Origin of the sequence: Streptomyces sp. NPDC046985, assembly GCF_040644415.1 — a bacterium.
In the GTDB taxonomy this organism is placed as follows: Bacteria; Actinomycetota; Actinomycetes; order Streptomycetales; family Streptomycetaceae; genus Streptomyces.
This window is the reverse complement of the sequence record NZ_JBEYWK010000002.1, coordinates 15,454-39,668: the sequence shown is the minus strand read 5'-3', so window position 1 is coordinate 39,668 and position 24,215 is coordinate 15,454. Positions and strand designations below refer to the sequence as shown.

At 73.0% G+C, this 24,215-nt stretch carries 19 protein-coding genes; 11 read left to right on the top strand and 8 right to left on the bottom strand.

Annotated features, from left to right (window positions below):
• Positions 1 to 43: 43 nt before the first annotated feature.
• The 3 genes from ABZ861_RS02785 (at position 44) to ABZ861_RS02775 (ending at position 1,969) form a co-directional block, all read left to right on the top strand.
• Positions 44 to 301 carry a hypothetical protein gene (locus ABZ861_RS02785; protein WP_361622572.1) on the top strand — a complete coding sequence of 86 codons (258 nt, stop codon included), beginning with the start codon at positions 44 to 46 and terminating at the stop codon, positions 299 to 301.
• A 158-nt stretch (positions 302 to 459) separates the two neighbouring features.
• Positions 460 to 1,383 carry a zinc metalloprotease HtpX gene (htpX, locus tag ABZ861_RS02780; RefSeq protein WP_361622569.1) on the top strand — a complete coding sequence of 308 codons (924 nt, stop codon included), beginning with the start codon at positions 460 to 462 and terminating at the stop codon, positions 1,381 to 1,383.
• 1 nt (position 1,384) lies between these two features.
• The gene (locus ABZ861_RS02775; protein ID WP_361622566.1) at positions 1,385 to 1,969 is read left to right on the top strand and encodes a hypothetical protein; all 585 of its coding nucleotides are present in this window, start codon (positions 1,385 to 1,387) and stop codon (positions 1,967 to 1,969) included.
• 216 nt (positions 1,970 to 2,185) lie between these two features.
• Here the strand turns inward: ABZ861_RS02775 and ABZ861_RS02770 are convergent, their stop codons facing one another.
• Complete coding sequence (locus ABZ861_RS02770) at positions 2,186 to 2,500, bottom strand: hypothetical protein (protein WP_361622563.1); 315 nt, start codon at positions 2,498 to 2,500, stop codon at positions 2,186 to 2,188.
• A gap of 175 nt (positions 2,501 to 2,675) precedes the next feature.
• Between ABZ861_RS02770 and ABZ861_RS02765 the strand changes: the two genes are divergently transcribed.
• From ABZ861_RS02765 to ABZ861_RS02745, 5 genes are all read left to right on the top strand, one after another.
• On the top strand, positions 2,676 to 3,038 hold the full coding sequence (locus tag ABZ861_RS02765) for an ArsC/Spx/MgsR family protein (RefSeq protein ID WP_361623571.1): 363 nt from the start codon (positions 2,676 to 2,678) through the stop codon (positions 3,036 to 3,038).
• 139 nt (positions 3,039 to 3,177) lie between these two features.
• Positions 3,178 to 3,300, top strand: a complete 123-nt coding sequence (locus ABZ861_RS02760) for a hypothetical protein (RefSeq protein WP_361622560.1) — start codon at positions 3,178 to 3,180, stop codon at positions 3,298 to 3,300.
• Positions 3,301 to 3,414: 114 nt separating this feature from the next.
• The gene (locus tag ABZ861_RS02755; RefSeq protein ID WP_361622557.1) at positions 3,415 to 4,167 is read left to right on the top strand and encodes a winged helix-turn-helix domain-containing protein; all 753 of its coding nucleotides are present in this window, start codon (positions 3,415 to 3,417) and stop codon (positions 4,165 to 4,167) included.
• Positions 4,168 to 4,319: 152 nt separating this feature from the next.
• Positions 4,320 to 5,318 (top strand): NAD-dependent epimerase/dehydratase family protein, encoded by a 999-nt coding sequence (locus tag ABZ861_RS02750; protein WP_361622554.1) that lies wholly within the window; start codon positions 4,320 to 4,322, stop codon positions 5,316 to 5,318.
• A 191-nt stretch (positions 5,319 to 5,509) separates the two neighbouring features.
• A complete protein-coding gene (locus ABZ861_RS02745) occupies positions 5,510 to 7,081 on the top strand; it encodes a DUF1996 domain-containing protein (RefSeq protein ID WP_361622551.1) in 1,572 nt (523 codons plus the stop codon).
• A gap of 79 nt (positions 7,082 to 7,160) precedes the next feature.
• Here ABZ861_RS02745 and ABZ861_RS02740 read toward each other — a convergent pair whose 3' ends face one another.
• Entirely contained in the window at positions 7,161 to 7,577 is a 417-nt protein-coding gene (locus ABZ861_RS02740) for a hypothetical protein (RefSeq protein WP_361622548.1), read from the bottom strand.
• A 159-nt stretch (positions 7,578 to 7,736) separates the two neighbouring features.
• Between ABZ861_RS02740 and ABZ861_RS02735 the strand changes: the two genes are divergently transcribed.
• The 3 genes from ABZ861_RS02735 to ABZ861_RS02725 all read left to right on the top strand — a co-directional run bounded on the left by ABZ861_RS02735 (position 7,737) and on the right by ABZ861_RS02725 (position 11,162).
• Positions 7,737 to 8,237, top strand: a complete 501-nt coding sequence (locus ABZ861_RS02735) for a tetratricopeptide repeat protein (protein ID WP_361622545.1) — start codon at positions 7,737 to 7,739, stop codon at positions 8,235 to 8,237.
• Between the two features lie 49 nt (positions 8,238 to 8,286).
• Positions 8,287 to 10,206 carry a hypothetical protein gene (locus tag ABZ861_RS02730; protein ID WP_361622542.1) on the top strand — a complete coding sequence of 640 codons (1,920 nt, stop codon included), beginning with the start codon at positions 8,287 to 8,289 and terminating at the stop codon, positions 10,204 to 10,206.
• Between the two features lie 266 nt (positions 10,207 to 10,472).
• Entirely contained in the window at positions 10,473 to 11,162 is a 690-nt protein-coding gene (locus tag ABZ861_RS02725) for a TetR/AcrR family transcriptional regulator (protein ID WP_361622539.1), read from the top strand.
• Positions 11,163 to 11,242: 80 nt separating this feature from the next.
• Here ABZ861_RS02725 and pulA read toward each other — a convergent pair whose 3' ends face one another.
• The 6 genes from pulA to ABZ861_RS02695 all read right to left on the bottom strand — a co-directional run bounded on the left by pulA (position 11,243) and on the right by ABZ861_RS02695 (position 23,922).
• The gene (gene pulA / locus ABZ861_RS02720; protein WP_361622536.1) at positions 11,243 to 16,666 is read right to left on the bottom strand and encodes a pullulanase-type alpha-1,6-glucosidase; all 5,424 of its coding nucleotides are present in this window, start codon (positions 16,664 to 16,666) and stop codon (positions 11,243 to 11,245) included.
• Positions 16,667 to 16,880: 214 nt separating this feature from the next.
• Positions 16,881 to 18,257, bottom strand: coding sequence for an alpha-amylase family protein (locus tag ABZ861_RS02715; RefSeq protein WP_361622533.1), 1,377 nt, complete (start codon positions 18,255 to 18,257; stop codon positions 16,881 to 16,883).
• A gap of 303 nt (positions 18,258 to 18,560) precedes the next feature.
• Positions 18,561 to 20,291 carry a glycoside hydrolase family 13 protein gene (locus tag ABZ861_RS02710; RefSeq protein ID WP_361622530.1) on the bottom strand — a complete coding sequence of 577 codons (1,731 nt, stop codon included), beginning with the start codon at positions 20,289 to 20,291 and terminating at the stop codon, positions 18,561 to 18,563.
• Positions 20,292 to 20,613: 322 nt separating this feature from the next.
• A complete protein-coding gene (locus tag ABZ861_RS02705) occupies positions 20,614 to 21,522 on the bottom strand; it encodes an ABC transporter permease subunit (protein ID WP_361622527.1) in 909 nt (302 codons plus the stop codon).
• A 19-nt stretch (positions 21,523 to 21,541) separates the two neighbouring features.
• Entirely contained in the window at positions 21,542 to 22,546 is a 1,005-nt protein-coding gene (locus ABZ861_RS02700; RefSeq protein ID WP_361622524.1) for a sugar ABC transporter permease, read from the bottom strand.
• 101 nt (positions 22,547 to 22,647) lie between these two features.
• A complete protein-coding gene (locus ABZ861_RS02695) occupies positions 22,648 to 23,922 on the bottom strand; it encodes an extracellular solute-binding protein (RefSeq protein WP_361622521.1) in 1,275 nt (424 codons plus the stop codon).
• Positions 23,923 to 24,215 lie beyond the last annotated feature (293 nt).

Sequence of the window (24,215 nt, the reverse complement as noted above, 5' to 3'; positions counted from 1 at the left end):
GCATACAAGCCGACATACATAGAGGACGCGAGAGGTGACGGGGATGACCGGGCAGGACGCATTCGATCGTGAGTTCGACATCCAGTGGGCGGACGCCGCGCTGCACAAGGAGCCCTCCGCGCGGGCCCGGATGCTCGCCGCCCGCTGGAAGGCGAGCCCGCCCGGCCCGGCCCCCTTCCGCGCCGACCCGGACCCGGTCCTGCCGCGCCGCTCGTCCTGGGCGTCCACCGCCCTCGTGCTGGGCGGCGTCGTCGCCCTGATCCTCCTCATCGGCTACGCCCGGACCCACTCCCTGTACTGAGCGCCCCCGCGCCCGAGGCCCGCGCCCCCGCGCTCCCGCGCCCGACGCGTACGCCCACGCGCCCTTTGCCACCCCCTGGCCCGACCGAGGGCCGCCCACAGCGCGCCGCAGGTGCACACTGGATGCGGGACGAGTGCCTGACTGCGGGGTGATGCAGGATGCGGAGCCGCTTCCGGAGCGACCGGCGACTGACCGTGCGCATGGGGATCACACTGTTCCTGCTGGGACTGCTGTACGTGGCGTTCGTGGCCGCGCTGATCGTGTTGCTCAAGTCGTGGGTGCTGGTCGTGGTGGTCGCGGCGGCCCTGCTGGGGGCGCAGTACTGGTTCTCCGACCGGATCGCGCTGTTCGCCATGCACGGCAGGGTGGTCGAGCGGGAGGAGTTCCCCGCGCTGCACGCGGTCATCGACCGGCTGTGCGCGATGGCGGACATGCCCGTGCCGGTGGTCGCCGTGTCGTACATGGACATGCCGAACGCGTTCGCCACCGGGCGCAACCCGGACAACGCCGTGGTGTGCGTGACCACGGGGCTGCTGCGCCGGCTGGCGCCGGCCGAGCTGGAGGGCGTGCTCGCGCACGAGCTGTCGCACGTGGCGCACAAGGACGTCGCCGTCATCACGGTCGCGTCCTTCCTCGGGGTGATCGCGGGACTGGTGGTCCGGTTCGCCTTCTACTCGGAGATCTTCGGCGGACGCGGGCGCAAGGACCAGAACACGCTGGCGCTGTTCGCCATGGTGATGGGGGTCTCGGCCGCCGTGTACGCGATCAGCTTCCTGCTGATCCGGGCGCTGTCGCGGTACCGGGAGCTGGCCGCCGACCGGGCGGCGGCCCTGCTGACCGGCCGCCCCTCCGCGCTCGCCTCGGCTCTCACCAAGGTCACCGGCGACATCGGCCGCATCCCGTCCGAGGACCTGCGCACCGCCCAGGCGTTCAACGCGTTCTACTTCACCCCGGCGCTCGGCGCCGAGCCCGGCATCGCCCGGTTCTTCTCCACCCACCCGAGCCTGGAGCAGCGGCTGGAGCAGTTGGGGCGGATCTCCGCCGAGCTGGGCGAGGCCGCGGCGCCGGGCAGGACGGTCTGAGGTGCGGCTCTGGGACGTGCTCCTCGGCCGCACCCCGCCCGCGCCGCCCGATCTCGACCAGCTCTTCGGGCTGCCGTCGGCGGCGGTGACGCTCCAGGCCGCGGCGGGCTTCCGGCCGACCGGGCACGGCGCGGTGTGCTTCGCGACGGTCGAGGGCGCGGCCTTCGACCAGACCCACCGGGAGGTGCGGGAACTCCTGGACGCGGACGCCGGCCGCTCGGGGCCGCCGGTGGAACTGACCCAGGACGCCTACGGCTACTCCTGGCTGGTCTCGCAGCGCGCCCCGGACCAGTTGCCCGAGCTGGTCAACGACCTGCACGCGGTCAACAGCGCCTTGGAGGCCAACGGCTTCGGCCCGCAACTGCTCTGCTCGCTGGCCGGTTTCCGCGACGACGCGGGCCGCGGACTCGCGCTGGTGTACCTCTACAAACGGGGCGCCTTCTACCCGTTCGCCCCGCTGCCCGGCCAGGCCCGGCGCCGCGACAACGCCCTGGAACTCCAGATGAAGACCGCCCTCGCCGACGACCTGCGCATCGAGCCGGACCTGAGCCGCTGGTTCCCGCTATGGGGGGCGCCGGGGCTGTGAGCAGCCCAGCCCCAGCCCCAGCCCGAGTAGACCGGGAGCGCCAGCACTGGTGAACCGGGAGCACTCACCCCGGCGGGACGGGGAAGCACCCAGCCCGGCGGAACGGGCAGCGCCCGGCCCGCTCGGGCGCCGCCGTACACCGACGGCGTCCGGCCCGGGGCGCCTCTCGGACGAGGCGCCCCGGGCCGGACGCCCAGCGTCGGCGGTGGCCGGACGTCAGCGCGTGGAGCGCAACAGCGCCCGCACCATACGGCACGTGGTGTCCGACGGCGGGTGGACGCCGATCAGCTCGGCGGCGGCGCGTATCGTCTCGTCGCGGGCCTGACCGGGCAGGTAGACGCCCAGGTCGAGCAGGGCGATGGCGAGCCGCATCGCCTTCAGGCGGCGGTTGTGCCTGACGTACCACTCCCGCGGGCGACCGGCCGGCAACGGCCGCTTCTGCACGGGGGTGTAGGGCAGGTCGAGTGGGACGGAGCGCTTCGCGGTGGACTGGGTCGGCAACGGCTTCGGCTTCAGTGCGGCAGCGGGCACAGGGATCCTCCTGTCGCGGTCGGGGCGTCTGACCGGGACCGGCGGCGGCCCCGGAACCTCCCTCGAACACTGCTTCCATTCTACGGTCTGCCACTGACAAAGCCCCCTGGTCACAGGGGCTTCAGGGGCGGATGAGGCGCGGGCGGAGAACGAGTTTCCGTCGTACCGTGAGCCCATAGAGATCTGGATCAATCCGGCCTGCTCGAAGTGCCGCGGAGCGCTCAGCGTGCTCGACGCGGAGGGGGCCGAGTACACCGTGCGCCGCTATCTGGAAGACGTGCCGGGCCCGGACGAGATCCGGACGGTGCTCGGCCGGCTCGGGCTGGAGCCGTGGGACGTCGTACGGGCCCAGGAGGCGGAGGCGAGGGAGCTGGGGCTGCGGGAGTGGCCGCGCGACGCCGGTGCGCGGGACCGCTGGATCACCGCGCTGGCCGAGCACCCGAAGCTCATCCAGCGTCCGATCATCACGGCCGACGACGGCACCGCGGTGGTGGCGCGCACGGAGGAGGCGGTGCGGGACGCGCTCGGACGGGGGTGACGGACGGGGTGACGGAAGTGGCGGTGCGGGACGCGCTCGGGCGAGGGTGACACACGGGGGTGACGGACGGGGCGTCAACTCCGGTCCAACCACTGAGAGAGGGCTCCTGTCCGGACCCGGCTTCTGCTTCAATGGGGGCATGGCCAGCTTCCGGAAGTGCATCGCGACGGGTCGGCACGACCTCCAGCCCTTCTGGCCCTCCCGTCAGCACCACGACTTCGACCGGCTGTGTCGCCGCGCGGTGAACGCGCGGGCCCTCTAAAGCCGTTCCCCGGCCTTCGGCCAGCGCGAACCGACGTACGACCCCGGCGTGCCCGAGCATGAACTCGCGGCCGCCGTCCCGTCCGACGAAGCCTCGCGCGAAAGAGCTGACCTCATGGCGACCACCCGTTCCCTGACCACAGCCGCCCTCCCCGCCGGTCCGCACGCCTCCGCACCCTCCTCCGCGTCCGCTCCCGCAGCTCCCGCCGTCTCCGCCGCGTCCGGCCCGTCCGCCGCCGCACCGCGCCACCGGCTGCGGGCCGTGGACCGGGACGAGGTCGTCGACGTGCGGGAGGCCGCCGCCAGCCTGGCGGATCTGCTGCCGCCGGGCGCCACCTGGTTCCCCGCCCCTCCGCACACCCTGCCCGCCCTGCCGGGCCGGCCGCCGATGGTCGGCTACCTGGTGCTCGTCCCGGCCGACCGGCAGCCGCCGTTCCCGCCGGTCGCGGTCCCCGGTCACGCGCGGGGCGCGGCCCTCCCCGACGGCCGGGCCGCGGCCGCCGCGTACGACACGCGCCCCGACGACGACTCCGCCCGCGCCGCCGACGAAGCACGCGGCCCCCACGAGGGCGCCGACCCGCTCGTCCGGATCGACGCCGAGCGCCGCACCGCCGAAGTGGACGGACGCCAACTCGACCTCACCTACCTTGAGTTCGAGCTGCTCGCGCATCTCGTCGCGCATCCGCACCGGGTGCACACCCGCGATCACCTGGTCACCTCGGTCTGGGGCTACGGCCACGTGGGAGACGGCCGTACCGTCGACGTCCACGTGGCCCGGCTGCGCCGCAAGCTCGGCGCCGACCACCGCACGGCGATCCAGACGGTGCGCCGGGTCGGCTACAAGTACGCCCCGCCGACAGCTCGCTGACCGAAGACGACGCGCTCACCGCCCGCTCGCGGACCGAAGGCGACGCGCTCACCGCCCGCTCGCTGACCCGAGGCCACGCGCCCGCCGACCGCCGCCTCTGCCGACGGCAGATTCCCGTTCCCTCGCACCGCCGTACGGGGCAGAGTCGCCGTATGAGACTTCTGGTGCTGGGCGGTTCGGACTTCGCGGGGCGGGCGGTCGTCGAGGCGGCGGTCGGGCGGGGCTGGGAGGTGACGGTGCTCAACCGGGGGCGGCGGCCTCCCGTCCCCGGGGTGCGGTCGCTGCGCGGCGACCGCACCACGCCCGGCGGCCTCGACGCCCTGGCCGCGCACGACGGCGTGTGGGACGCGGTCGTCGACACCTGGTCGGCCGCGCCCCGCCAGGTCGGGGAGGCGGCGCGGCTGCTGCGGGACCGCGCCGGGCGGTATGTGTACGTGTCGAGCTGCTCGGTGTACGCCTGGGCCCCGCCCGCCGGCTACACCGAGGCGGCGGCGCTGGTGGAGGGCGCCGCGCCGGACGCGGAGCAGACGGACTACGCCCGGGACAAGCTCGGCGGCGAGCTGGCGGCGACCGCCGCGTTCGGTCCGGAGCGCGCCCTGCTGGTGCGCTCCGGCCTGATCCTCGGGCCGCACGAGAACATCGGCCGGCTGCCCTGGTGGCTGCTGCGGATCGCCCGCGGCGGTCCCGTCCTGGCGCCCGGACCGCGGGACCTGCCGTTGCAGTACGTCGACGTCCGCGATCTCGCCGGGTGGATTCTGGGCGCGGTGGAAAGGGAGTTGAGCGGCCCGTACAACCTGATGAGCCCGCAGGGGCACGCGACCATGGGCACGCTGCTCCAGGCGTGCGTGCGGGCCGCCGGGCCGGACGCCGAGCTGCGCTGGACGGATCCGGAGGCCGTGCTCGCCGCGGGCATCGCGCCGTGGACCGAGCTGCCCGTGTGGACGCCGCCGGGCAGCGAGGAGCACGACGCGCTGCACTCCGCGGACGTCTCCCGGGCCGTGGCGGCGGGGCTGCGCTGCCGTCCGGTGACCGAGACGGTCGACGACACCTGGAGCTGGCTGAGGGACGTTGGCGGCCCGCCGCCCAGGCGCCCGGACCGGCCCCCGGTGGGCCTGGACCCGGCGGCGGAGAAAAGGGCGCTGGGGCTGTAGGGTCCCGGCCTCTCCTTGATCGAAAACAACTTCCATGTTTAAAAGGCCAGTTGGGGCGACTCTGCCGCGTGAGACGGCAAGAGATTCGGGTTTCGGCTGAACACCTCTGGGGCGGCGTCCGTATGGAAGGGCGCCGCTTCACCCCTGTCGGGCGCCTCGATGCTGCCCCGCAAGGAAGTCAGAGGAGTTCCATGGGACGCAACACACGAAAACGCCGTACGCCGCTGGCCACCAAGGCCATTGCCGCCTCGGCGGCCCTAGCGCTCGGCGGGGGCGGGCTGATCTGGGCGAACTTCTACGCATCCGCGCACGAGTCGCACAACAACGCCTGGGCCAACCGGACGAAGGCCGCGGGCGCCCAGGTGGCGACGATCTCCTGCCCCGACGTCGGCCAGAAGCTCTACAGCGTGCCCTGGCGGGCCCGCGGCGAGGTCGCGCGCGAACTGTCCAACCTGGACCGCCAGATCACCGACGCCTACCAGCGCCTGGCGACCACGCGGGACGCCCAGGCCAAGGACGCGAGCTTCGTCCAGAACGCGATTCTCGGACCGCTGAAGGACCGGCGGCACGCGATCTTCGACCGGATCAAACTGGAGATCAACCGGGCCGGCGGGCACACTCCCGGCGACCTGGACACGCTCACCTCGTGCACCGGCGCCCCGGCCGACCAGAACACCGGCGGCCAGCAGAACACCGGTGGCCAGAACGGCGGCAACGGCCAGAACAACGGCGGCCAGCAGAACACCGGCGGTCAGCAGGGCGGCGGCCAGCAAGGCGACAACGGCGGCCAGAACAACGGTGGTCAGAACAACGGCGGCCAGCAGGGCGGCAACGGCGGTCAGGCGGGCAACGGCCCCGTCGCGGCCGACTTCGTGGACATCACCACGGTCAAGCCCAACGTCCCCGCCAAGCCGCGCAAGATGCGCGACGCGTCGAACGGCACGTTCACCACTCGCTGCGGAGTGAACGCCAACAAGAACCACAACTCCGACAACGTCATCGTGGCGCCCGGCGTGACCGACGGCGCGCACCACACCCACGACTACGTCGGCAACCAGAAGATCAACGCGTTCTCCAGCAACGACACGTTCCTGCAAGGCGGCACGAGCTGCCAGAACAAGAACGACCTGTCCGCCTACTACTGGCCGGTGCTCCGCCTCCAGGACGGCACGCAGGAGGCCGACCAGAACGCGCTGGGCGGCGGCAAGGAGGGCAACGTCGGCAAGATCCTGACCGCCCAGCAGGCCCAGATCACCTACGTGGGCAGCCCGATGGCCAAGGTCGTCGCGATGCCGCAGTTCCTGCGCATCATCACCGGTGACGCCAAGACCACCACCAACGGCCTGGCGAACGCCAACGCCCACTGGAGCTGCACCGGCTTCGAGAAGAAGGTCCAGCTCACCTCGCAGTATCCGATCTGCCCGAAGGGCAGCAAGGTGGTCCGCTCGTTCGCCTTCCAGAGCTGCTGGGACGGCCAGAACATCGACAGCGCCAACCACCGCACGCACGTCGCCTTCGCCGACGCGAACGGCAACTGCCAGAACGGCTTCAAGGCCATTCCGCAGCTCACCATGCGCCTGGTGTACGACGTGCCGCCCCCCACGATCCAGAACGGCGTGGTGAAGAACGCCTACGCGCTGGACGGCTTCCCGGAGCAGCTCCACAAGCCGGCCACCGACCACGACGACTTCATCAGCATCACGACCGGCGGCCTGGCGAACAAGATCGCCGACTGCCTCAACCGCGGGCAGCGCTGCTGGTGACGTCCTGACGTCCTGAGCGACGACGCACGCGAGAAGGCCGGTGACGGATCCCGTCACCGGCCTTCGTGCTGCGCGCGGTTCAGCTCTCGTGACCGGCGTGCGCGTGGTGGTCGGCGCCGACCTCCACGTCCCCGCCGAGGGTGCCGCGCAGCGCGGTGACCACCTTGTCGCCGCCGACGGCGACCCACTTGCGGCCCACCAGGTAGTGACCGCCGTAGTCCTTGGCCTCGTTGATCCACTCCCGCTGGCCGCGGTCGGTGGAGAAGGTGGCCAGGACGAACTTCCCGGCGGAGTTGACGCAGATCGCCTGCCGGATGGTGTCGGCGTCGGTCTGGATGTCCGGCTTGCACTTCACCTCGGCGGCCAGGCTCTCCAGGCTGCCGGTCGCCACGGGCGGCGTCTTCGCGGCCGTGCCGCCACCGGATCCGCAGCCCGCCAGCACCGCCGCGGCGGCCGCGGCGCCTGCCGCCGCGAGCATCGCTCGGGTCACCTTCATCTGTTCCTCCGCTGTCCGCTGCCGCCTCGCGGCGGCATGGGATTCGAGCATGCCGCCGGAAGCCCCGGCGAGGGCTCCCGCGCCCTTCGATACGGGCGCGCGGCCCGCGCTGCTCAAATCGGCTGGGCAGCGCGGTCGCCCGTGTGGTGGAGTGGGCCCATGAACCAGGACTGGGAAGACCGGGTGGCCGCCGCCTGGGCCGCCTTCGACGACTACGCCGAGGACGAGGCGCCCGCCTTCCGCGCGGTGATCGACGCGCTCGTCGCCGAGCTGCCCGAGGGCAGCGCGCTCGGCCCGTTCGAGCGGGCCTGCGCCTGGGACTCCACCGGCCGCTCCGACCGGGCCGTGCCGCTGTACCGCGAGGCGCTGGACCTCGGCCTGGACGGATACCGCGGCCGCCGGGCCAAGATCCAGTTGTCCAGCTCGCTGCGGAACGTCGGGCAGCCGGAGCAGGGCGTCACGCTGCTCACTCCCGAACTGGACGCTCCCTCCGACGAGTTGGACGACGCGGTCCGGGCGGCGCTGGCGCTGTGCCTGTCCTCGCTGGGCCGCGACCGCGAGGGCCTGTCGCTGGTGCTCGGCGCGCTCGCCCCCCATCTCCCGCGCTACCAGCGGTCGATGGGCAACTACGCCCGGCTGCTGGTGGAGTCCGGCGGCTGAGTCACCCGTACGGCGGTGACCATTCCCCGACGCGCTCGTTCTGCTGAACGTGCAGTCACAGGATGTCGCCCCGCGTCCCTCGTCCGCCTCCCCGTCGTCCGTCGGCGTCGAGCAGGCGGAGGCCGCGCTCGTCGCGCACTACCCGCGGCTCGTCCGGCTCGCCTACCTCGTCCTGCCGTCCCGACTGGGCCGCGGGCGCCGGGTGATGGCCGCGCACTCCCTCGTCCAGCGGACCCTGCCCCGGGGCCGGTCCTCGTCCGCCCGGACGATCCCGGCCCAGGCGGCCGGGCGCGGCGCCGACGCGGGCTACGCCTTCCTGCGCGTCCAGGTCGTCCGCGGGGCGCTGGAGGCGGACCGGCGGCGCGGGCGCCGGGGGTGGTCCCGGCGCGGCGGACTGCCGCCGCTGCTCCCCCGGGTGTGGGGGCTGCGCCTCTCGCCGCGCTCCGGCGGCGCCGACGAACTCGCCCTCGACCAGGCGCTGGCGTCCCTGCCCGCCGCGGCCCGCGCCGCCTACGTGCTGCGCGGCCTGGAGCGGCTGCCGGACGACGCGGCGCTGCGGGTGCTCGCGGCGGCGGGCGCCGCCGACCCGCGCGGCGCGCTGCGCGCCGCCGACCGGCTCCCCGCGCGGTACGCGGTGCTGGACTCCCCCGAGTTCGACCCCTGTTCGCTCCAGGTCCGGCCCACCGACCTGGTGCGGCGCCGCCAGCACACCCGGGCCGCGCTCGGCGCCGCCGCGGCCCTCGCGGTGTGCGGGGCGCTGGCCGCGCTGCCCGGCGGCGGCTGGGACCCGGACGGCGCCGCCGCCCCCGCCTACGCGCGCAACCCGGCCGCGGAGGCGGCCCTGGACCCGGCGAGACTGACCCGCGCCGCCCCCGCCGCCTGGCGGACCTCCACGCGCCTGGACTTCTCCGTGTGGCCCGCGCGCGGGAACCTGACCGGCGACGCGGCGCTGCTGCGCCGGGCCCTCGCCGTGTGGGCCCGGCCCGGCGAGACCGTGCGGGTCTCGGCCACCCCGGACACCCCCTCCGGCGGCCCCGCCGGACCGCCCCGACTGCTCTACGCGGGCGACGTCGACAGCGCCCGCGTGGTGATCCTCTACGACGGGCTGCGCATCGCCCGTTACGCCGAGCCGAAGGACTCCACGGCCGAGGCCGCGCTGGACTTCGCCCGGGTCGACGGCGCGAGCGGCGCGGAGGCGTCGGCGGTGGTCCTGGGCCGCTCCGACGGCGACGTCCGCTATCTGACGGCGCCCTGGGTGCGCGCGGCGGCCCGGCGGGACCTGATGGCGCCCGGGTCGGCGGCGACGGACCTGGGCTTGCGGGACGGCGTCACCGGGCCGCTGGCCAGTCCGGTGCTGCGGTCCGGCGCGTGCACCTCGTGGGACGCGCTCCAGGTGACCGGCGACGGCGGGCGGCGCCTGCTGAGCGATCTGGGCGAGCTGGTCCCGGCCCACCTGACCGCGGGCCGCCCCGCCGCCCCGCACGAGGCGGCGGAACCGGCGGGCGTGCGCGCCTGGGCGCCGTTCGCCTGCTCGCTGGGCTCGGCGCGCTCCCAGGGCGTGCGGTCGGTCAACGCCTGGCGGTACGCCGAGCAGCCGCTGCCCGGCGCGAGCGGCGCCGCGTCCTGGGTGTGCACCCGGGCGGAGACCTGGAGCGGCGCCGGTTCCCGCGTGCTGGCCCAGGTGCGCACGCCCGGCGCGCGGTACGGCGCGCTCGCGGCGAGGGCCCAGGACGTGCCCGCCTGCGGCGCCCGCGCCCCGCACGTGCTGGCCGGGGTGCTGTGGAAGTCGGCGGCGGGCGCCTGGTACCTGCTCGCGGCGGGCGGCGCGGACACGGCGTCGATCACCGCCTCCGGCGAGATCGCCGCCTCCTCCCGGGGCCCCCTGCTCACCGCCCGCGCCCGGCAGGGCGCCCAGGCGGAGCTGAAGGGAAGGCTGGAGAACGGACGGCCGCTCGGCGCACTGGGGTAGCGGTGCTCGCCGTACGGCGACGCCGACTGCCGGATGCCCGCGCGTACTCCTGTGCGCAGGGCTACTTGCCGGACCTGTCGGCAGCGGGTGCTGGAGGGCGGCGTGGGCCACCGGAACGCGCCGCTGGCGGACGCGGCGACGCGATGCTGATCCGCCTCTCCCGGGCCCGCGGGGACCGGCTGGTGCTGGACGTCTGACCGTCCCGGGTGAACGGCGGGCCCGGACCGCTCCGTTCGCAGGCCGGATCCGATCGGTAAGGTGTTCGTATGAATACCGGGGTGCGGCGCAGGATGGGAGTCGAGGAGCGGCGGCGGCAGTTGATCGGCGTGGCCCTCGAACTGTTCAGCCAGCGCTCGCCCGACGACGTCTCCATCGACGAGATAGCGTCGGCCGCGGGCATCTCCCGCCCCCTCGTGTATCACTACTTCCCCGGCAAACTGAGCCTGTACGAGGCCGCGTTGCAGCGGGCGTCGGACGATCTGGCGTCCCGGTTCCAGGAGCCGCGGGTGGGTCCGCTGGGCGGCCGGCTGCTGCGGGTGATGCGGCGGTTCTTCGACTTCGTGGACGAGCACGGGCCGGGGTTCTCCGCCCTGATGCGCGGCGGCCCGGCGGTCGGGTCGTCGAGGACGAACGCGCTCGTCGACTCCGTCCGGCAGGCCGCGCGCGACCAGATCCTGTGGCATCTGGGGGTCCCGGCGCCGCCCGTGCGGCTGGAGCTGGTGGTCCGCTCGTGGATCTCGCTCGCCGAGTCGACGGCGCTGATCTGGCTGGACGGCCGCCGCATCCCGCGGGCCGAGCTGGAGGCGCAGTTGGTGCACGACTTCGCGGCGCTCGCCGCGGTCAGCGCCGCCCACGACGAGGAGACAGCCGCGCTGCTGCGCGGGATCTTCGCGGACGAGCCGGGCCACGGCCCCTTCGGGGACCTGGTCGCCCGGCTCGTCGCGCTCGCCTCCTGAACAGCGGCCTGAACTTCCTTTGACGCGGCGCCTCCCGGACAGCCGCCCGCTACGGCGAGCGCCTCGCCCTGAAGGGCCGGTCAGTCCCGGAACACCGCCACCGTGCGGGCGGGCACCGTGAACGTGCCGGTCGCCGCCTGGTAGGAGGCGGTCTTGACCACCGGGTCCGCGCCCGCCGCCTGCACCGGGTGCAGCCGGTAGCGCGCCCCGGCGAGCGCGCCGACGCGCTGCTCCTGCCGCTGGGGCGTCGCGTTGAACACGACGACCAGGCCGCCGAGCCGCATGGTGATCACCCCGGGCGTCTCGTCCTTCCCGGAGAGCGGGAAGGACAGCCGGGACTGCACCCGGGCGGCCGTGCCCAGGGAGAAGTCCGGCTCGGCGGTGCGGATGCGCAGCAGGTCCCGGTACGCGGCCGAGGCGCCCCGGATCTGCGGGCAGCCCACCTGGACCGAGGTCAGCAGCGGTGCGGCGTAGGGCCACTTGTCCCGGTTGTCGGCGGCCGGGGGCAGCCCGCGGCCGAAGCCGTTGCCGTCCGCGCAGTTCCAGTGGATCGCGTTGAACCAGTCGCCGCTGTCGAAGGAGTTGCGGTCCAGCGACTTCGAGCGCAGCAGGTCAGAGCCCGCCTGGGAGAGCGCCGGGCCCTGCGAGAGGGCGGCCGTCGCCATCGCGAAGACCTGCATCCGGGCCCGGTCGGCGGCCGGGGTGTCCTTCGGCAGCTTGTAGGCGAGGGCGTCGAACAGCGACTCGTTGTCGTGGGCGTCGACGTAGGCGAGGGCGTCGCCGGGGGCCTTCGCGTATCCGGCGGGCGCCCCGTTGTAGTCGATCCCGGCACCGGTGGTCTCCTGGCCGTCGCTTCCGGTGAACCGGTAGCCGGCGAGGTCGCCGCTCAGGCCGACCTTGATGAGGTCCTGGTAGTGCAGCAGTCGCGCCTTCTGCTCCTCCCGAGTGCCGTTGGCGGGCGAGGAGTTGGGGTCGGTGTAGAGGCCGGAGGCGAAGCCCTGGACGCCGGGGTCGGAGTCGAAGGGGCTGCCGCCGCGCACCGCGTCGCGGGCCCGGTCGGAGAAGGTGGCGACGCCGGTGCCGGCCATGTTCTTCTGCGTGGCCTGGACGAACCGGGCGTCGTCGGCGACCTCGCCGAAGTTCCAGCCCTCCCCGTACAAGATGATCTTCTTTCCGTCCACGCCGTCCTTGCGCGGGGTGAGCGCGTCGAGCGCCTTGCGGACGGCGAGGATGTTCGCCTTGGGATGGTGGCCCATGAGGTCGAAGCGGAAGCCGTCGACCCTGTACTCCTTGGCCCAGGTGACGAGGGAGTCGACCACCAGCTTGCCCATCATCGCGTTCTCCGGCGCGGTGTTCGCGCAGCAGGTGCTGTCGGCGACGCTGCCGTCGGCCAGCAGGCGCTGGTAGTAGCCGGGGACGATCCTGTCGAGGACGCTGGTGTCGGCCTGGCCGCTGGCCGCGGTGTGGTTGTAGACGACGTCCATGACGACCCGCAGGCCGTCCCCGTTGAGGGCCTGCACCATGCGGCGGAACTGGACGGTGCGCGCGGCGCCGTCCGGGTCGGTGGCGTAGGAGCCCTCGGGGACCGTGAAGTGGTACGGGTCGTAGCCCCAGTTGTAGGCGTCCTTCGCGGCGGTCTTGGCCACGCACTCCTGCTGGCGCTCGGAGTCGGCGGGCAGGGCGGCCAGGTCGCAGTCGGGGCTCGCCTGGTCGGCCCTGCGCTCGGGGACGGTGGCGAAGTCGAAGGCGGGCAGCAGGTGCACGTAGGAGGCGCCGGCCTTCGCGAGGGCGCGCAGGTGCCGGGCGCCGTCGGCGTGCTGGTCGGTGAAGGCGAGGTAGGTGCCCCGGTGCCCGGCCGGGACGGTCGGGTCGGCGATCGAGAAGTCCCGGATGTGCAGTTCCTGGATCTGGGCGTCCTTCAGCGGCACGGCCTTGGGCTTGGCCAGCCGCGACCAGCCCCGGGGGGCCAGGGACGCGTCCGCGAGGTCGACGACGAGGCTGCGCTCGGAGTTCGCGGTGAGGGCGGTCGAGTAGGGGTCGGTGACCTCGTTGGTCACCATTGCGCGGACGCTGGGCGCCCAGACCTCGACCCGGTACCGGTAGGGCTTGTTCCGCCAGGACGCCGGGCCGGTGACGGACCAGACGCCGGTGGCGTCGTCGCGGTGCAGGGGGACGGTCCTGCCGTCCAGCTCCAGGGCCGCGGTCCGCGCGGTGGGCGCCCATACGCTCAGGGTGGGCCGCCCGGCGTGGAAGACGGGTCCGAGCCGGGCCCCGGCGGCGCGGGCGCCGTAGACGTCGTCGAGGACGCCGGCGAGCTGGACGCCGGTCGCGGCCAGCACGGCGCCGTCGGCGGTCCGCTGGGAGAGGACGAGCTGGCCGCGCAGGGCGTCGGTGACGCGGCCGCGGTCGCGCGGGTCGACGCGCCAGGCGGCGTAGCCCTTCAGGTGCGGGAACCGCGCCTTCTGCGCGTCGGTCAGCGCGGTGGGCGCCAGCCGCAGCCAGCGCTCGTCGTCGCTGGTCAGCGAGCCGTTCTGGACGGTGATCGAGCCGTCGCGGGAGGCCAGCAACTGGGTGGAGGCGGCGCCGTCCACGCCGTTGAAGGCGACCGTGTCCCGGTCGATCCAGATCGCCTTGGACGCGGTGAGGTCCAGGGCGGCGGAGGCGCCCGGCGGCTGCGGCAGCAGGGGCTTGTCCTGGCCGCTCACCAGCCAGACCTCGTGGCCGTTCGCCGCCGTGAGGTCCAGGGACTGGTCGGCGGGCAGGTCCTTCTGGTCGCCCTTGTGGAGGATGTAGTCGAGGCTGGCGGCCCCTGCGGCGAGGGGCACCTCGAAGACCGCGCCATAGGGGTCGGTCTTCACCGGCGGCAGCGGTTTCGACCAGTCGGTGGGCTGGGCGGCGCCGGTCCAGACGTGCAGGCCCCAGCCGGCGTAGTCGCCGTCGGCGCGGTGGTAGTGGAGGACCGCCTTGGCCGTGTCCTGGGGCGGATAGTCCGGCCGTTGGGTCAGGACGGCGTCCTTGCCCTGCTCGATCCACACCTCGCCGGTCCCGGCGACGTCGATGGCGCGGTCGGCGGAGACGTCCTTGTTCCCGTCCTTGTCGATGACGAGGAAGCCCACGCTGGAGGCGCCGGGCTTGAGCCGGACGTAGGCGAAGGCGCCGTAGGCGTCGCGGCCGGTGAAGGGGTGGCTGGCCGGCCAGTTCGTCGCCTCGCCGTCGGCGAGGTCGCCCCAGGCGTACAGGCCCCAGTCGGCGTAGTCGCCGTCGGCGCGCCGGTAGTGGACGATCGCGTAGTCGCGGGAGGAGGCGGTGGGGGGCTGCTGGACGGGCGGGGCGCCGGCGGTGGAGGCGGCGGCGGCGCTCGCGGTGCGGCCCGCCGCGTCGACGACGACCGCCTTGTAGCGCAGCGCCGTCCCGGCCGGCACGTCCTTGCCGAGAGTCTGGGTGACCTTGTACGGGGCGTGGTCGGCGGAGCCGAGGACCCGCCATGCGGCGTCGCCGGTCTGGGCGGCGAAGACGACCCGGTCGCGCTGGTCGCCTCCCCCGACGGTCGCGGTCAGGTCCACCGTGCCGGTGGCCCCCGCGGCGGGAGGCGTCAGGGCGACGGTGGGCGCGGCGGCGGGCCTGGGAAGGCGTGCGGCGGCCTGGAGGACGACGGCGGAGAGCGCCGGGACGGTGACGGTGATCTTCTTGTCGGCGTCGCTGCGCAGGGCGCCGCGGGCGCCGTAGACGCCGTGGAAGGCGGTGTGCGCGGCGCCGGTGGCGAAGGTCGCGGTCTTCGCCTGGTCGGCGTTGTTGAGGGCGACGACGTACTCCTCGCCGTCGGCGCCGGTGCGGGAGAAGGCGTAGATCCCGGGGCCGTCGGCGGCGTAGCGCTCGGTCTGGACGCCGTCGGTCAGGGCCGGGTGGGCCTTGCGGAGCCGGGACAGCGCGGCGATCTGCCGGTACAGCGGGGCGTGCGGATCGTAGGAGTCGCTCGCGTGGGTGCGGTCGGTGCCGATCTCGTCGTCGTCGAGGTAGTCGGGGACCTTGGAGGCGAACATCGTCTGCCGGGCGTCCTTGTCGCCGCTGGCGCCGGTGAAGCCCTGCTCGTCGCCGTAGTAGACGACGGGGTTGCCGCGGCTGAGGAACATCGCCTCGTTGGCCAGCCGGTCTTTCGCCAGCAGCCGGGCGTCGTCGGCCTTGGGGTCGTCCTGCTTCAGGAAGGAACCGATCCGGCCCATGTCGTGGTTGCCGAGGAAGGTGACCTGCTCGTAGGCGTTGGCCTTGTCGGTCGTGTACTTGTAGTCGTCGCCGAAGACGGCGGCCAGCCGCTGGGCGCTGCCGCCCTGGGAGGCGTAGGCGCGGGCAGCGTCCTGGAAGGGGAAGTCGAGCGTGGCGTCGAGCCGGCCCCGGGTGACGTAGGGGGCGGTGACGGAGGCGTCGGCGGAGTAGACCTCGCCGAACAGGAAGAAGTGCGGGCGGCCGTGCGCGGCGGCGTAGGCGTCCAGCGCGGTCGCCCACTGGGTCCAGAACTCCATGTTCACGTGCTTGACGGTGTCGACGCGGAAGCCGTCGACGCTGAAGTCCCGCACCCAGCGCTCGTAGATCCTCTCCATGCCGCGGACGACCTCGGGGCGTTCGGTCCACAGGTCGTCGAGCCCGGAGAAGTCGCCGTAGGAGGCGTTCTCGCCGGTGTACGTGGAGTCGCCGCGGTTGTGGTACATCGCCGGGTCGTTGAGCCAGGAGGGGACCTTGAGGTTCTTCTCGGCGGGCGGGACGGTCGGCGTGTACGGGGCGGAGGAGGCGTCGACGGCGGGGAACTTCCGCGTGCCGTCGGCGTAGTCGGCGTCGTCGAAGGGGCGGCCGTCCCTGGTGAGGTAGGGGAAGGCGCCCTTGGACCGGTACGCGTGGGCGCCGCCCGCGTAGTCGACGACGTCGGCGGTGTGGTTGGCGATGACGTCGAAGAAGACCTTCATGCCCTTGGCGTGCGCCCGGGAGATGAGGGCGGTGAGGTCCGCGTTGGTGCCGAAGTGCGGGTCGACCTGGGTGAAGTCGGTGATCCAGTAGCCGTGGTAGCCGGCGGAGGCGTCCTTGCCCGTGCCCTGCACGGGCTTGTTCTTGAAGATCGGCGCCAGCCAGATGGCGGTGGTGCCGAGGCCCTTGATGTAGTCGAGCCGCTGGGTCAGACCCTTGAGGTCGCCGCCCTGGTAGAAGCCCTTGTCGGTGGGGTCGTAGCCGGTGCTCAGCCGTGAACCGGTCAGTCCGCCGCGGTCGTTGGACCGGTCGCCGTCGGCGAAGCGGTCCGGCATCACGAAGTAGAACTGCTCGCGGGTGTCGCCGTGCCGGGCCGGCTCGGCGGCGAGCCGCGCGTCCGACGGCGGCGCGGGCGGCTTCGCGGGCGGCGTGGCGGCCCCCGCGGCGAGCGGCTGGAGCAGGGCGGCGGCGAGCGCGGCGGCGGTGACCGCGGCGACGCGTCTGCCCAGGGGGGAGCGGCGCCCTCGGGGCGCCGGCCATCTCGGTGTCACGGGCGTGAACTCCTTGCGATCGCGGCTCGAACGGGTCCGGCTCCGCGCCGCGGTCGGCCACCGGCCGTCGGCCGGGTCCCCCGGACGCCCGCGCGACCGTATCGCCGGGGAAAGGGTTGCAGCAAGAGTCCTGAAAGAATCCGCAAGAGATTTCAGAGGCGAACGGGCCTCCGCCGCCCGGCGGTTGACGGGGTGCGGCCGGGCGGCGGGGGCGTCAGCAGGCGGACTTGCCGGCGTAGACCGCCAGCGCGGTGTTCGCGCCGAGCGTGGCGGTGAGCTGGCCGGCGCCGTTCACCGTCACCTGGGTGCTGTTCTGGACGTTGCAGTACGTGCCCGCCGGCAGGGACGTCTGGAAGGTGCGGGTCAGCGCGCTCGACTCGTGGTTGACGGCCGCGTAGCCCTTGGCGCCCCGGCCGAAGGCGATGGCGTTCGCGCCGTCGTCCCACCAGTTCACGACCGCCTGGCCGCGCGTGGCGTTGCGGAAGGCGACCATGGACTTGATCTCGGGCCAGGCGTGCTGGCACTTCCAGCCCGCCTGCCAGCAGGCGTCGACGCGGCCGCCGTTGGGCGGCCCCGCGTCCGGGTCGGACCACTCGTAGCCGGAGTTGACGTCGGGGGCGCCGTAGGGCCAGGCGAGCATGAACACGTTGGCCAGCGTGTAGTCGGCGCCGCTCTTGTAGTTCAGCGTGGAGCCGTTGCGCTCGGTGTCGTGGTTGTCGACGAAGACGCCCGCGACCGAGCTGCTCAGGTAGCCCCAGCCCTCGCCGTAGTTCTTCAGGTAGGCGAGCTTCTCGCTGGTGAACACCCGCTTGAGGTCGTAGGCGTAGCGGAACTCCTGCACGTCGCCGTTGCCGGTGTACTCGGTGGGCTGGACCGCCTCCCCCGCGCCGTAGATGACCTCCTGCTTCCAGTAGGCGTTCGGGTCGGTCAGGCGCGACTTGATGTTCGCCAGGTCGTCGGCGGCGATGTGCTTGGCGGCGTCGATGCGGAAGCCGTCCACGCCGAGGGTGAGCAGGTCGTTCATGTACCCGGCGATGGTCTTGCGGACGTACTCCTCGCCGGTGTCCAAGTCGGCCAGGCCCACCAGTTCGCAGTGCTGCACGTTCCACCGGTCCTGATAGTTGCTGACCGGCGCGGTGCAGTCGTCGAAGTCGGGAGCGGAGTACAGGCCCGGATAGTCGTACTTGGTGTACGAGGAGCCGCCGGTGCCGGTGCCGCTGCCCGCCGACATGTGGTTGATCACCGTGTCGACGACGACCTTCACCCCGGCCGCGTGGCAGGTCTTCACCATGTTCTGGAAGGCCGCGCGGTCGCCGAGCCGCCCGGCGATCCGGTAGCTCACCGGCTGGTACGACGTCCACCACTGCGGGCCCTGGATGTGCTCGGCGGGCGGGGAGACCTGGACGTACCCGTAGCCGGCCGGGCCGAGGGAACTGGTGCACTCCTTGGCGACGGAGGCGTAGTTCCACTCGAACAGGACGGCGGTGACGTCCTTGGCGCCGGGCGGGGAGGCGGCGGCCGGACTGGCCAGGACGGCGGGGGCGGCCGCGGCCAGGGCGGCGGCGCACGCGAGGGCTCTTCGGATGGCCATGGGGGGGTCCTTCTCCGTTGAAGGAGGGGTGCAGGAGGCTTTGGGGGCCCGGGGGGACGGGGAAGCTGGGGGACGTCCCCGATCCTTTGAGAGGAGTTGCTGCAACCTTTCAACCACTTGCAGTGAGCAGACCGTACGAGCCCGGACAGCGCCGGTCAACCCCCCGGTAACATTCCCGTCGCACCGGCGAAACCCGCCTCGTCGCAGGGGAGTTCGGCCTCCGGCGCGCCTGCGGACAGACGGCGGGCCCGCCGTCCGCGGGGGACGGCGGGCCCGGAGCGAGGGCGTCGGCCTCGGGGCGGATCAGACCGCCGTCCACCACACCGTGGTGTCGGCCGGGACCTTCGTCTCGCCGTCCGCCTCGGTCACCTCGCCGCTCGCCAGCAGCACCCGGCCATACGACGGGCTCGTCACCGACTCTCCCGTCGTGTTCGCCACGCAGACGAAGTCGCCGCGGCGCAGGGCCAGCACGCCCTCGGGGGCGCGCAGCCACTGCACGCCGTCGCCGGCGCCCAGGTCGGGGTGGGCGCGGCGGACGGCGAGGGCGGAGCGGTACAGCTCCAGGGTGGAGTCGGGCACGCCCTGCTGGGCCTGCACGCTCAGCTCGCCCCAGCCGGACGGCTGCGGCAGCCAGCTCCCGCCGTCGCCGAACCCGTAGGAGGAGCCCTCGCGGGTCCACGGGATCGGCACCCGGCAGCCGTCGCGGAAGCCGTCCTGGCCCTCGCCGCGAAAGTACGCCGGGTCCTGGCGCACCGCGTCGGGCAGGTCGACCACGTCGGGCAGGCCGAGTTCCTCGCCCTGGTAGACGTAGGCGGAGCCGGGCAGCGCCAGCATGAGCAGGGTGGCCGCGCGGGCCCGGCGCAGGCCGAGCGCGCGGTCCCCGGCGGTGCGGATCTGGGTGCCGAGGCCGGGCGGGTTGGCGAAGCGGGTGGCGTGCCGGGTCACGTCGTGGTTGGAGAGCACCCAGGTGGCGGGGGCGCCCACCGGGCGCATGGCCTCAAGCGTCTTGTCGACGATGCTCCGCAGCTCCTGCGCGTTCCAGTCGGTGCTCAGGTACTGGAAGTTGAACGCCTGGTGCAGCTCGTCGGGGCGGACGTAGCAGGCGGTGCGCTCGACGGTCGGGGTCCACGCCTCCGCGACGAAGATCCGCGCGCCCGCCTCCCGGCCGTCCGCCGACGGCCCTTGCGGCCCGCCGGCGTACTCGTCGAGCAGCGCGCGCCACTGCCGGTAGATCGCGTGCACGCCGTCCTGGTCGAAGAACGGCATGACCTCGTTGCCCAGCAGCTTGAGCTGGTCGCGGGCGCCGAGGTCGGGCAGTCCCGGGGCCTTGACCAGGCCGTGCGCGACGTCGACGCGGAAGCCGTCGACGCCCATGTCCAGCCAGAAGCGCAGGATCGAGCGGAACTCGTCGCCGACGGCCGGGTGCTCCCAGTCGAAGTCCGGCTGCTCGGGGGCGAACAGGTGCAGGTACCACTCGCCGGGGGCGCCGTCCGGCTCGGCGACCCGGGTCCAGGCCGGTCCGCCGAAGATGGACTCCCAGTCGTTGGGCGGCAGTTCGCCGTGCTCCCCCTTGCCGGGGCGGAAGTGGTAGCGGGCCCGCAGCGGCGAGCCGGGGCCCTCGGCGAGGGCGCGACGGAACCACTCGTGCTGGTCGGAGGAGTGATTGGGCACCAGGTCGACGATGACGCGCAGACCCAGCGCGTGGGCCTCGCGGATCAGCGCGTCGGCGTCCAGGAGGCTGCCGAACATCGGGTCGACGGCCCGGTAGTCGGCGACGTCGTAGCCCGCGTCGGCCTGCGGGGAGGCGTAGAAGGGGCTGAGCCAGACGGCGTCCACGCCGAGGTCGCGCAGGTAGGGCAGGCGGGCGCGGACGCCCTCCAGGTCGCCCATGCCGTCGCCGTTGCCGTCGGCGAAGCTGCGCGGGTACACCTGGTAGATCACCGCGTCCCGCCACCAGTCGCGGCGCGGGGCGGCGACGGTGGCGAAGGCCGTATCGGAGCGGGGGGTCGGGGCAGGGGTGTGCTGCGTGCTCATGGCGTCCTTGTTGCTGCGTGGCGGAATGCGGGTCGGGGGGGCGGGGCGCGGACGGCGGCGGGCGGGCCGGAGCGGGGCGCGCGTGCGGCGGCGGGCGGTGAGGCGGCGGTCGCGGTGAGGCGGCGGCCCCGGTGACGGCGGGGTCGGTGGGACGCCGCGACCGCCCACCCGCCCGACCGCCCGCGCGGGAACGCGGAAGCCGTGCGTGCGCGGAGCCGTGCGGGGCGCGAGGGCCGCGCGTGGCGCGGAAACCGTGCGTGCGCGGAAGCCGGGCGTGGCGCGGAACCCGTCCGCGGCGCGGGGCCGTGCGCGCGGCGGGCCGTCAGCCCTTCGTGCCGCCGGCGGTCAGGCCGGTGACGAGGTTCCTCTGCACGAGGTAGAAGAACACCGACACGGGTATCGCGATCAGCACCGCGGTGGCGGCCATGTAGTTCCACTGTGCGTCGTGCTCGCTGACGAACGTCTGGAGGCCGACGGCGAAGGTGTACTTGGAGTCGTCCAGCAGGAAGGTGGTCGCGAAGGCGACCTCGCCGACGGCCGTGATGAAGTTGTAGAAGGCGGCGACGGCCAGTCCCGGGCGGGCCAGCGGCAGGATCAGCCGGAAGAACGCGCCGAAGGGGCTGAGCCCGTCCACGCGTCCGGCCTCGTCGATCTCGAACGGGATGGTGTCGAAGTAGCCCTTGAGCAGCCAGGCGCTGTAAGGGACGGCGGTGGTGCAGTTGATGACGATCAGGGCCCAGTAGGTGTCGATGAGGCCGAGGTCGCTGAAGATCTCGTACATCGGCACGATCAGGATGGCGATGGGGAACGCCTGGGTGAGCAGCAGCACCCACATCAGCGGCTTGTAGCCCGGAAAGCGCATGCGCGAGACGGCGTAGCCGGTGGTCGCGGCGACGAAGACGCCGATCAGGGTGGTGCCGAGGGCCACGATCATCGTGGACTCGAACCAGTCGAAGAAGCCGGTGTGCGCCAGCACGAAGCCGTAGTTCGAGAAGGAGAGCTTGCCCAGGATCTCGCCCGGGTGCAGGTAGTCCTCCTTGCCCGGACCGAGGGACAGGTAGCACAGCCAGGCCACCGGGGCCACGGCGACGAGGCTCGCCGCGACCAGGCCGCCGTGCAGCAGGGCGGCGCCCAGCGGGCCGCGCTCGCCGCGCCGGCGGGTGCGCCGCGCGGGCGGTGCGGCGGGGGCGGCCGGGGCCTCGGTCGTGTCCGGGGCGGCGGTGGTGGTCATGGCGGCGGCTCCTGCGGCGTCAGACGGCGAGCTGGTCATTGCGCTTCAGCCAGCGGAAGTAGAAGGAGGTGAAGACGGCGAGGATCGACAGCAGCAGCACGCCGTACGCGGCCGACTGGGCGAAGTCGCGCGGCTGCTGCCCGAAGCCGAGCTGGTAGGCCCAGGTGACGAGGATCTGTGCGTCGGGCGCGGAGTTCTTGCCGAACAGCAGGAAGATGATCACGAACTGGTTGAACGTCCAGATGACGCCGAGCAGCACCACCGTGGAGCTGACCGAGCGCAGGCCGGGCAGGGTGACGTGGCGGAAGCGCTGCCAGGCGCTCGCGCCGTCCATCTCCGCCGCCTCGTAGAGCGAGGCGTCGATGGACTGGAGGCCGCCGAGCAGCGAGAGCATCATGAAGGGCACGCCGCACCAGGTGTTGACCATGATCGCGGCGAAGCGCTGCCAGAAGGTGTCCTCCAGCCACTGCGGCTGGGGCAGGTGCAGCGCGTGCAGCACCTGGTTGAGCACGCCGGAGTCGGCGAGCATGATCCGCCAGGAGAAGACGGTGACGAAGGTCGGCACGGCCCAGGGCAGCACCAGCAGCATCCGGTAGACGGTGCGCCCGCGCAGCTTCTGGTCGAGCATCAGGGCGAGGCCGAGGCCGATGGCGTAGTGCAGGACCACGCAGGAGGCCGTCCAGACCACGGTCCACAGGAAGTGGGACCAGAACCGGTCGTAGGCGGTCGGGCCGAACAGGATGTCCCGGTAGTTGCCGAGCCCGACGAACTTGTACGTGGCGGCGATGTGGTTGACGCCGATGGTGCGCGCCGAGTTGAGGCTGTTGGCGTCGGTCAGCGTCAGGTAGAAGCCGCGCAGCAGCGGATAGCCGACGATGGCGCCGAGCACGACGACGACCGGCGCGATCATCGCATAGGCGTACCAGTATTTCTGGAATCCGTTGCGGACGCGCTGGCCCAGGCCGGGGCGGGGCGCGCGGTCACCGCGGCGCCGTCCGGTGGCGCGGTCGATGGCGACGGTCATGGTTCGACACCTTCGGGGGAGGTTCGGGTCGGGCCTGCGCACGAAACGGCGGCCCCGGATCCTTCCCCTCCTTAGAGGAAGGATCCGGGGGCCACCCGGGCTCACTTGCTGAAGTCGGGCACCAGCTTGGCGATGGCCTGCTCGGCGTTGCCCAGCCCCTGGTCCAGGGACTCCTTACCGCCGGCGATCTTGGGCAGCTCGGTGTCCAGCGGGCCCCACAGGGAGCTGTACTCGGGCAGCGCCGGACGCGGCTGGGCGGCGGAGAGCACGCCCTGGTAGCCCGCGATGCCCGGGTCGGCCTTGACCTGGGCGGTGTAGGCGTCGGCGCGGGTGGGCAGCGTGGAGTTCTTCAGGGCGATGGTCTCCTGGGACTTCGCCGAGGTCATGAACCGCACGAACTTCAGGGCGGCGGCCTGGTGGGCCTTGTCGGAGCCCGCGTAGACCGAGAGGTTGTGGCCGCCGGTCGGGGCGCCCGCCTTGCCGGTGGAGCCGGCCGGGACGGCGGCGATGCCGAGGTTGCCCTTGTCCTTGAAGGCGGCGCCCTTGTAGAAGTTGGTGATCTCCCAGGGGCCCTGGAGGATCGCGGCGACCTTGCCGTTGACGAACGCGTCCTGGATGTGGGCGTAGGCGTCGGCGGTGATGTCGGCCTTGTGCAGGCCCTTGCCGGAGAACAGGCCGAGCCAGGTCCCGTAGCCCTTCTTGGCGGCGGGCGAGTCCACGGTGATCTTCTTGCCGGCCGCGTCGACGGTGTCGGCGCCCTCGCCGTAGAGGAAGGACTGCGCGTAGTACGCCTGGGTGGAGCCCCAGTAGCCGTCCACACCGGTCTTGGCCTGGATCTTGGCGGCGTCGGACTTCAGCTCGTCCCAGGTCTTGGGCGCGTCGGCGATGCCGGCCTTGCTGAAGAGGGCCTTGTTGTAGACGAGGGCCAGCGTGTCGGTGACCAACGGCACGCCGTAGGTCTTGCCCTCGTACTGGGCCTGCTTGATCAGGCTGGGCTGGAACTGCGACCGCTCCCCCAGCGCGTCGGTGCCGTCCAGCGGCAGGAAGTAGCCCTTCTTGGCGAAGGCGGGGGTCCAGCCGACCTCGGAGCGCAGGACGTCCGGGGCGCCCTGGGCGCCGGCTGCGGTGTCGAACTTGTTCTGCGCCTGGTCGAAGGGCACGTTGACGTACTTGACCTTGACGCCCTTGTTCGCGGCCTCGAACTGCTTGACCAGGGCCTGGTAGGTCGGCGCCTCGTTGGTGGCGTTGGAGGTGTCCCACCAGGTGAGGGTCACCGGACCGTCCGACTTGTCGCTGCCGCTGTCGCTCCCGCCGCAGGCCGTCGCCGCGAGGGCGAGGGACGCCGCCAGCGCGCTGGCCGCAATGCCACGCCGCATGAGTTCTCCTTGAGGGTGAAAGCCCGTGCGTGGAGGACGGCCCCGTCCGCCGCCTCCGCCGACTCCGACCGCGCCGTTGCCGCCGCCGGGCGACCGTGAACGTAACAGCCATGTAAGCGTTCCGAAAGACCTTGCAGAAAAAAACCGCAAGCCGCTCCGACGGTTACCCCGCCGTGACCTCGCCGTGACCCCGTTCACCCCGGTATTCACCGGGTCGGAGAGACCGTCGGACCCTTGTGCAAGGCTCTGCAAGCTCTTGCCATACCGTGTCGTGCGGGGAATCATCCGGTTGC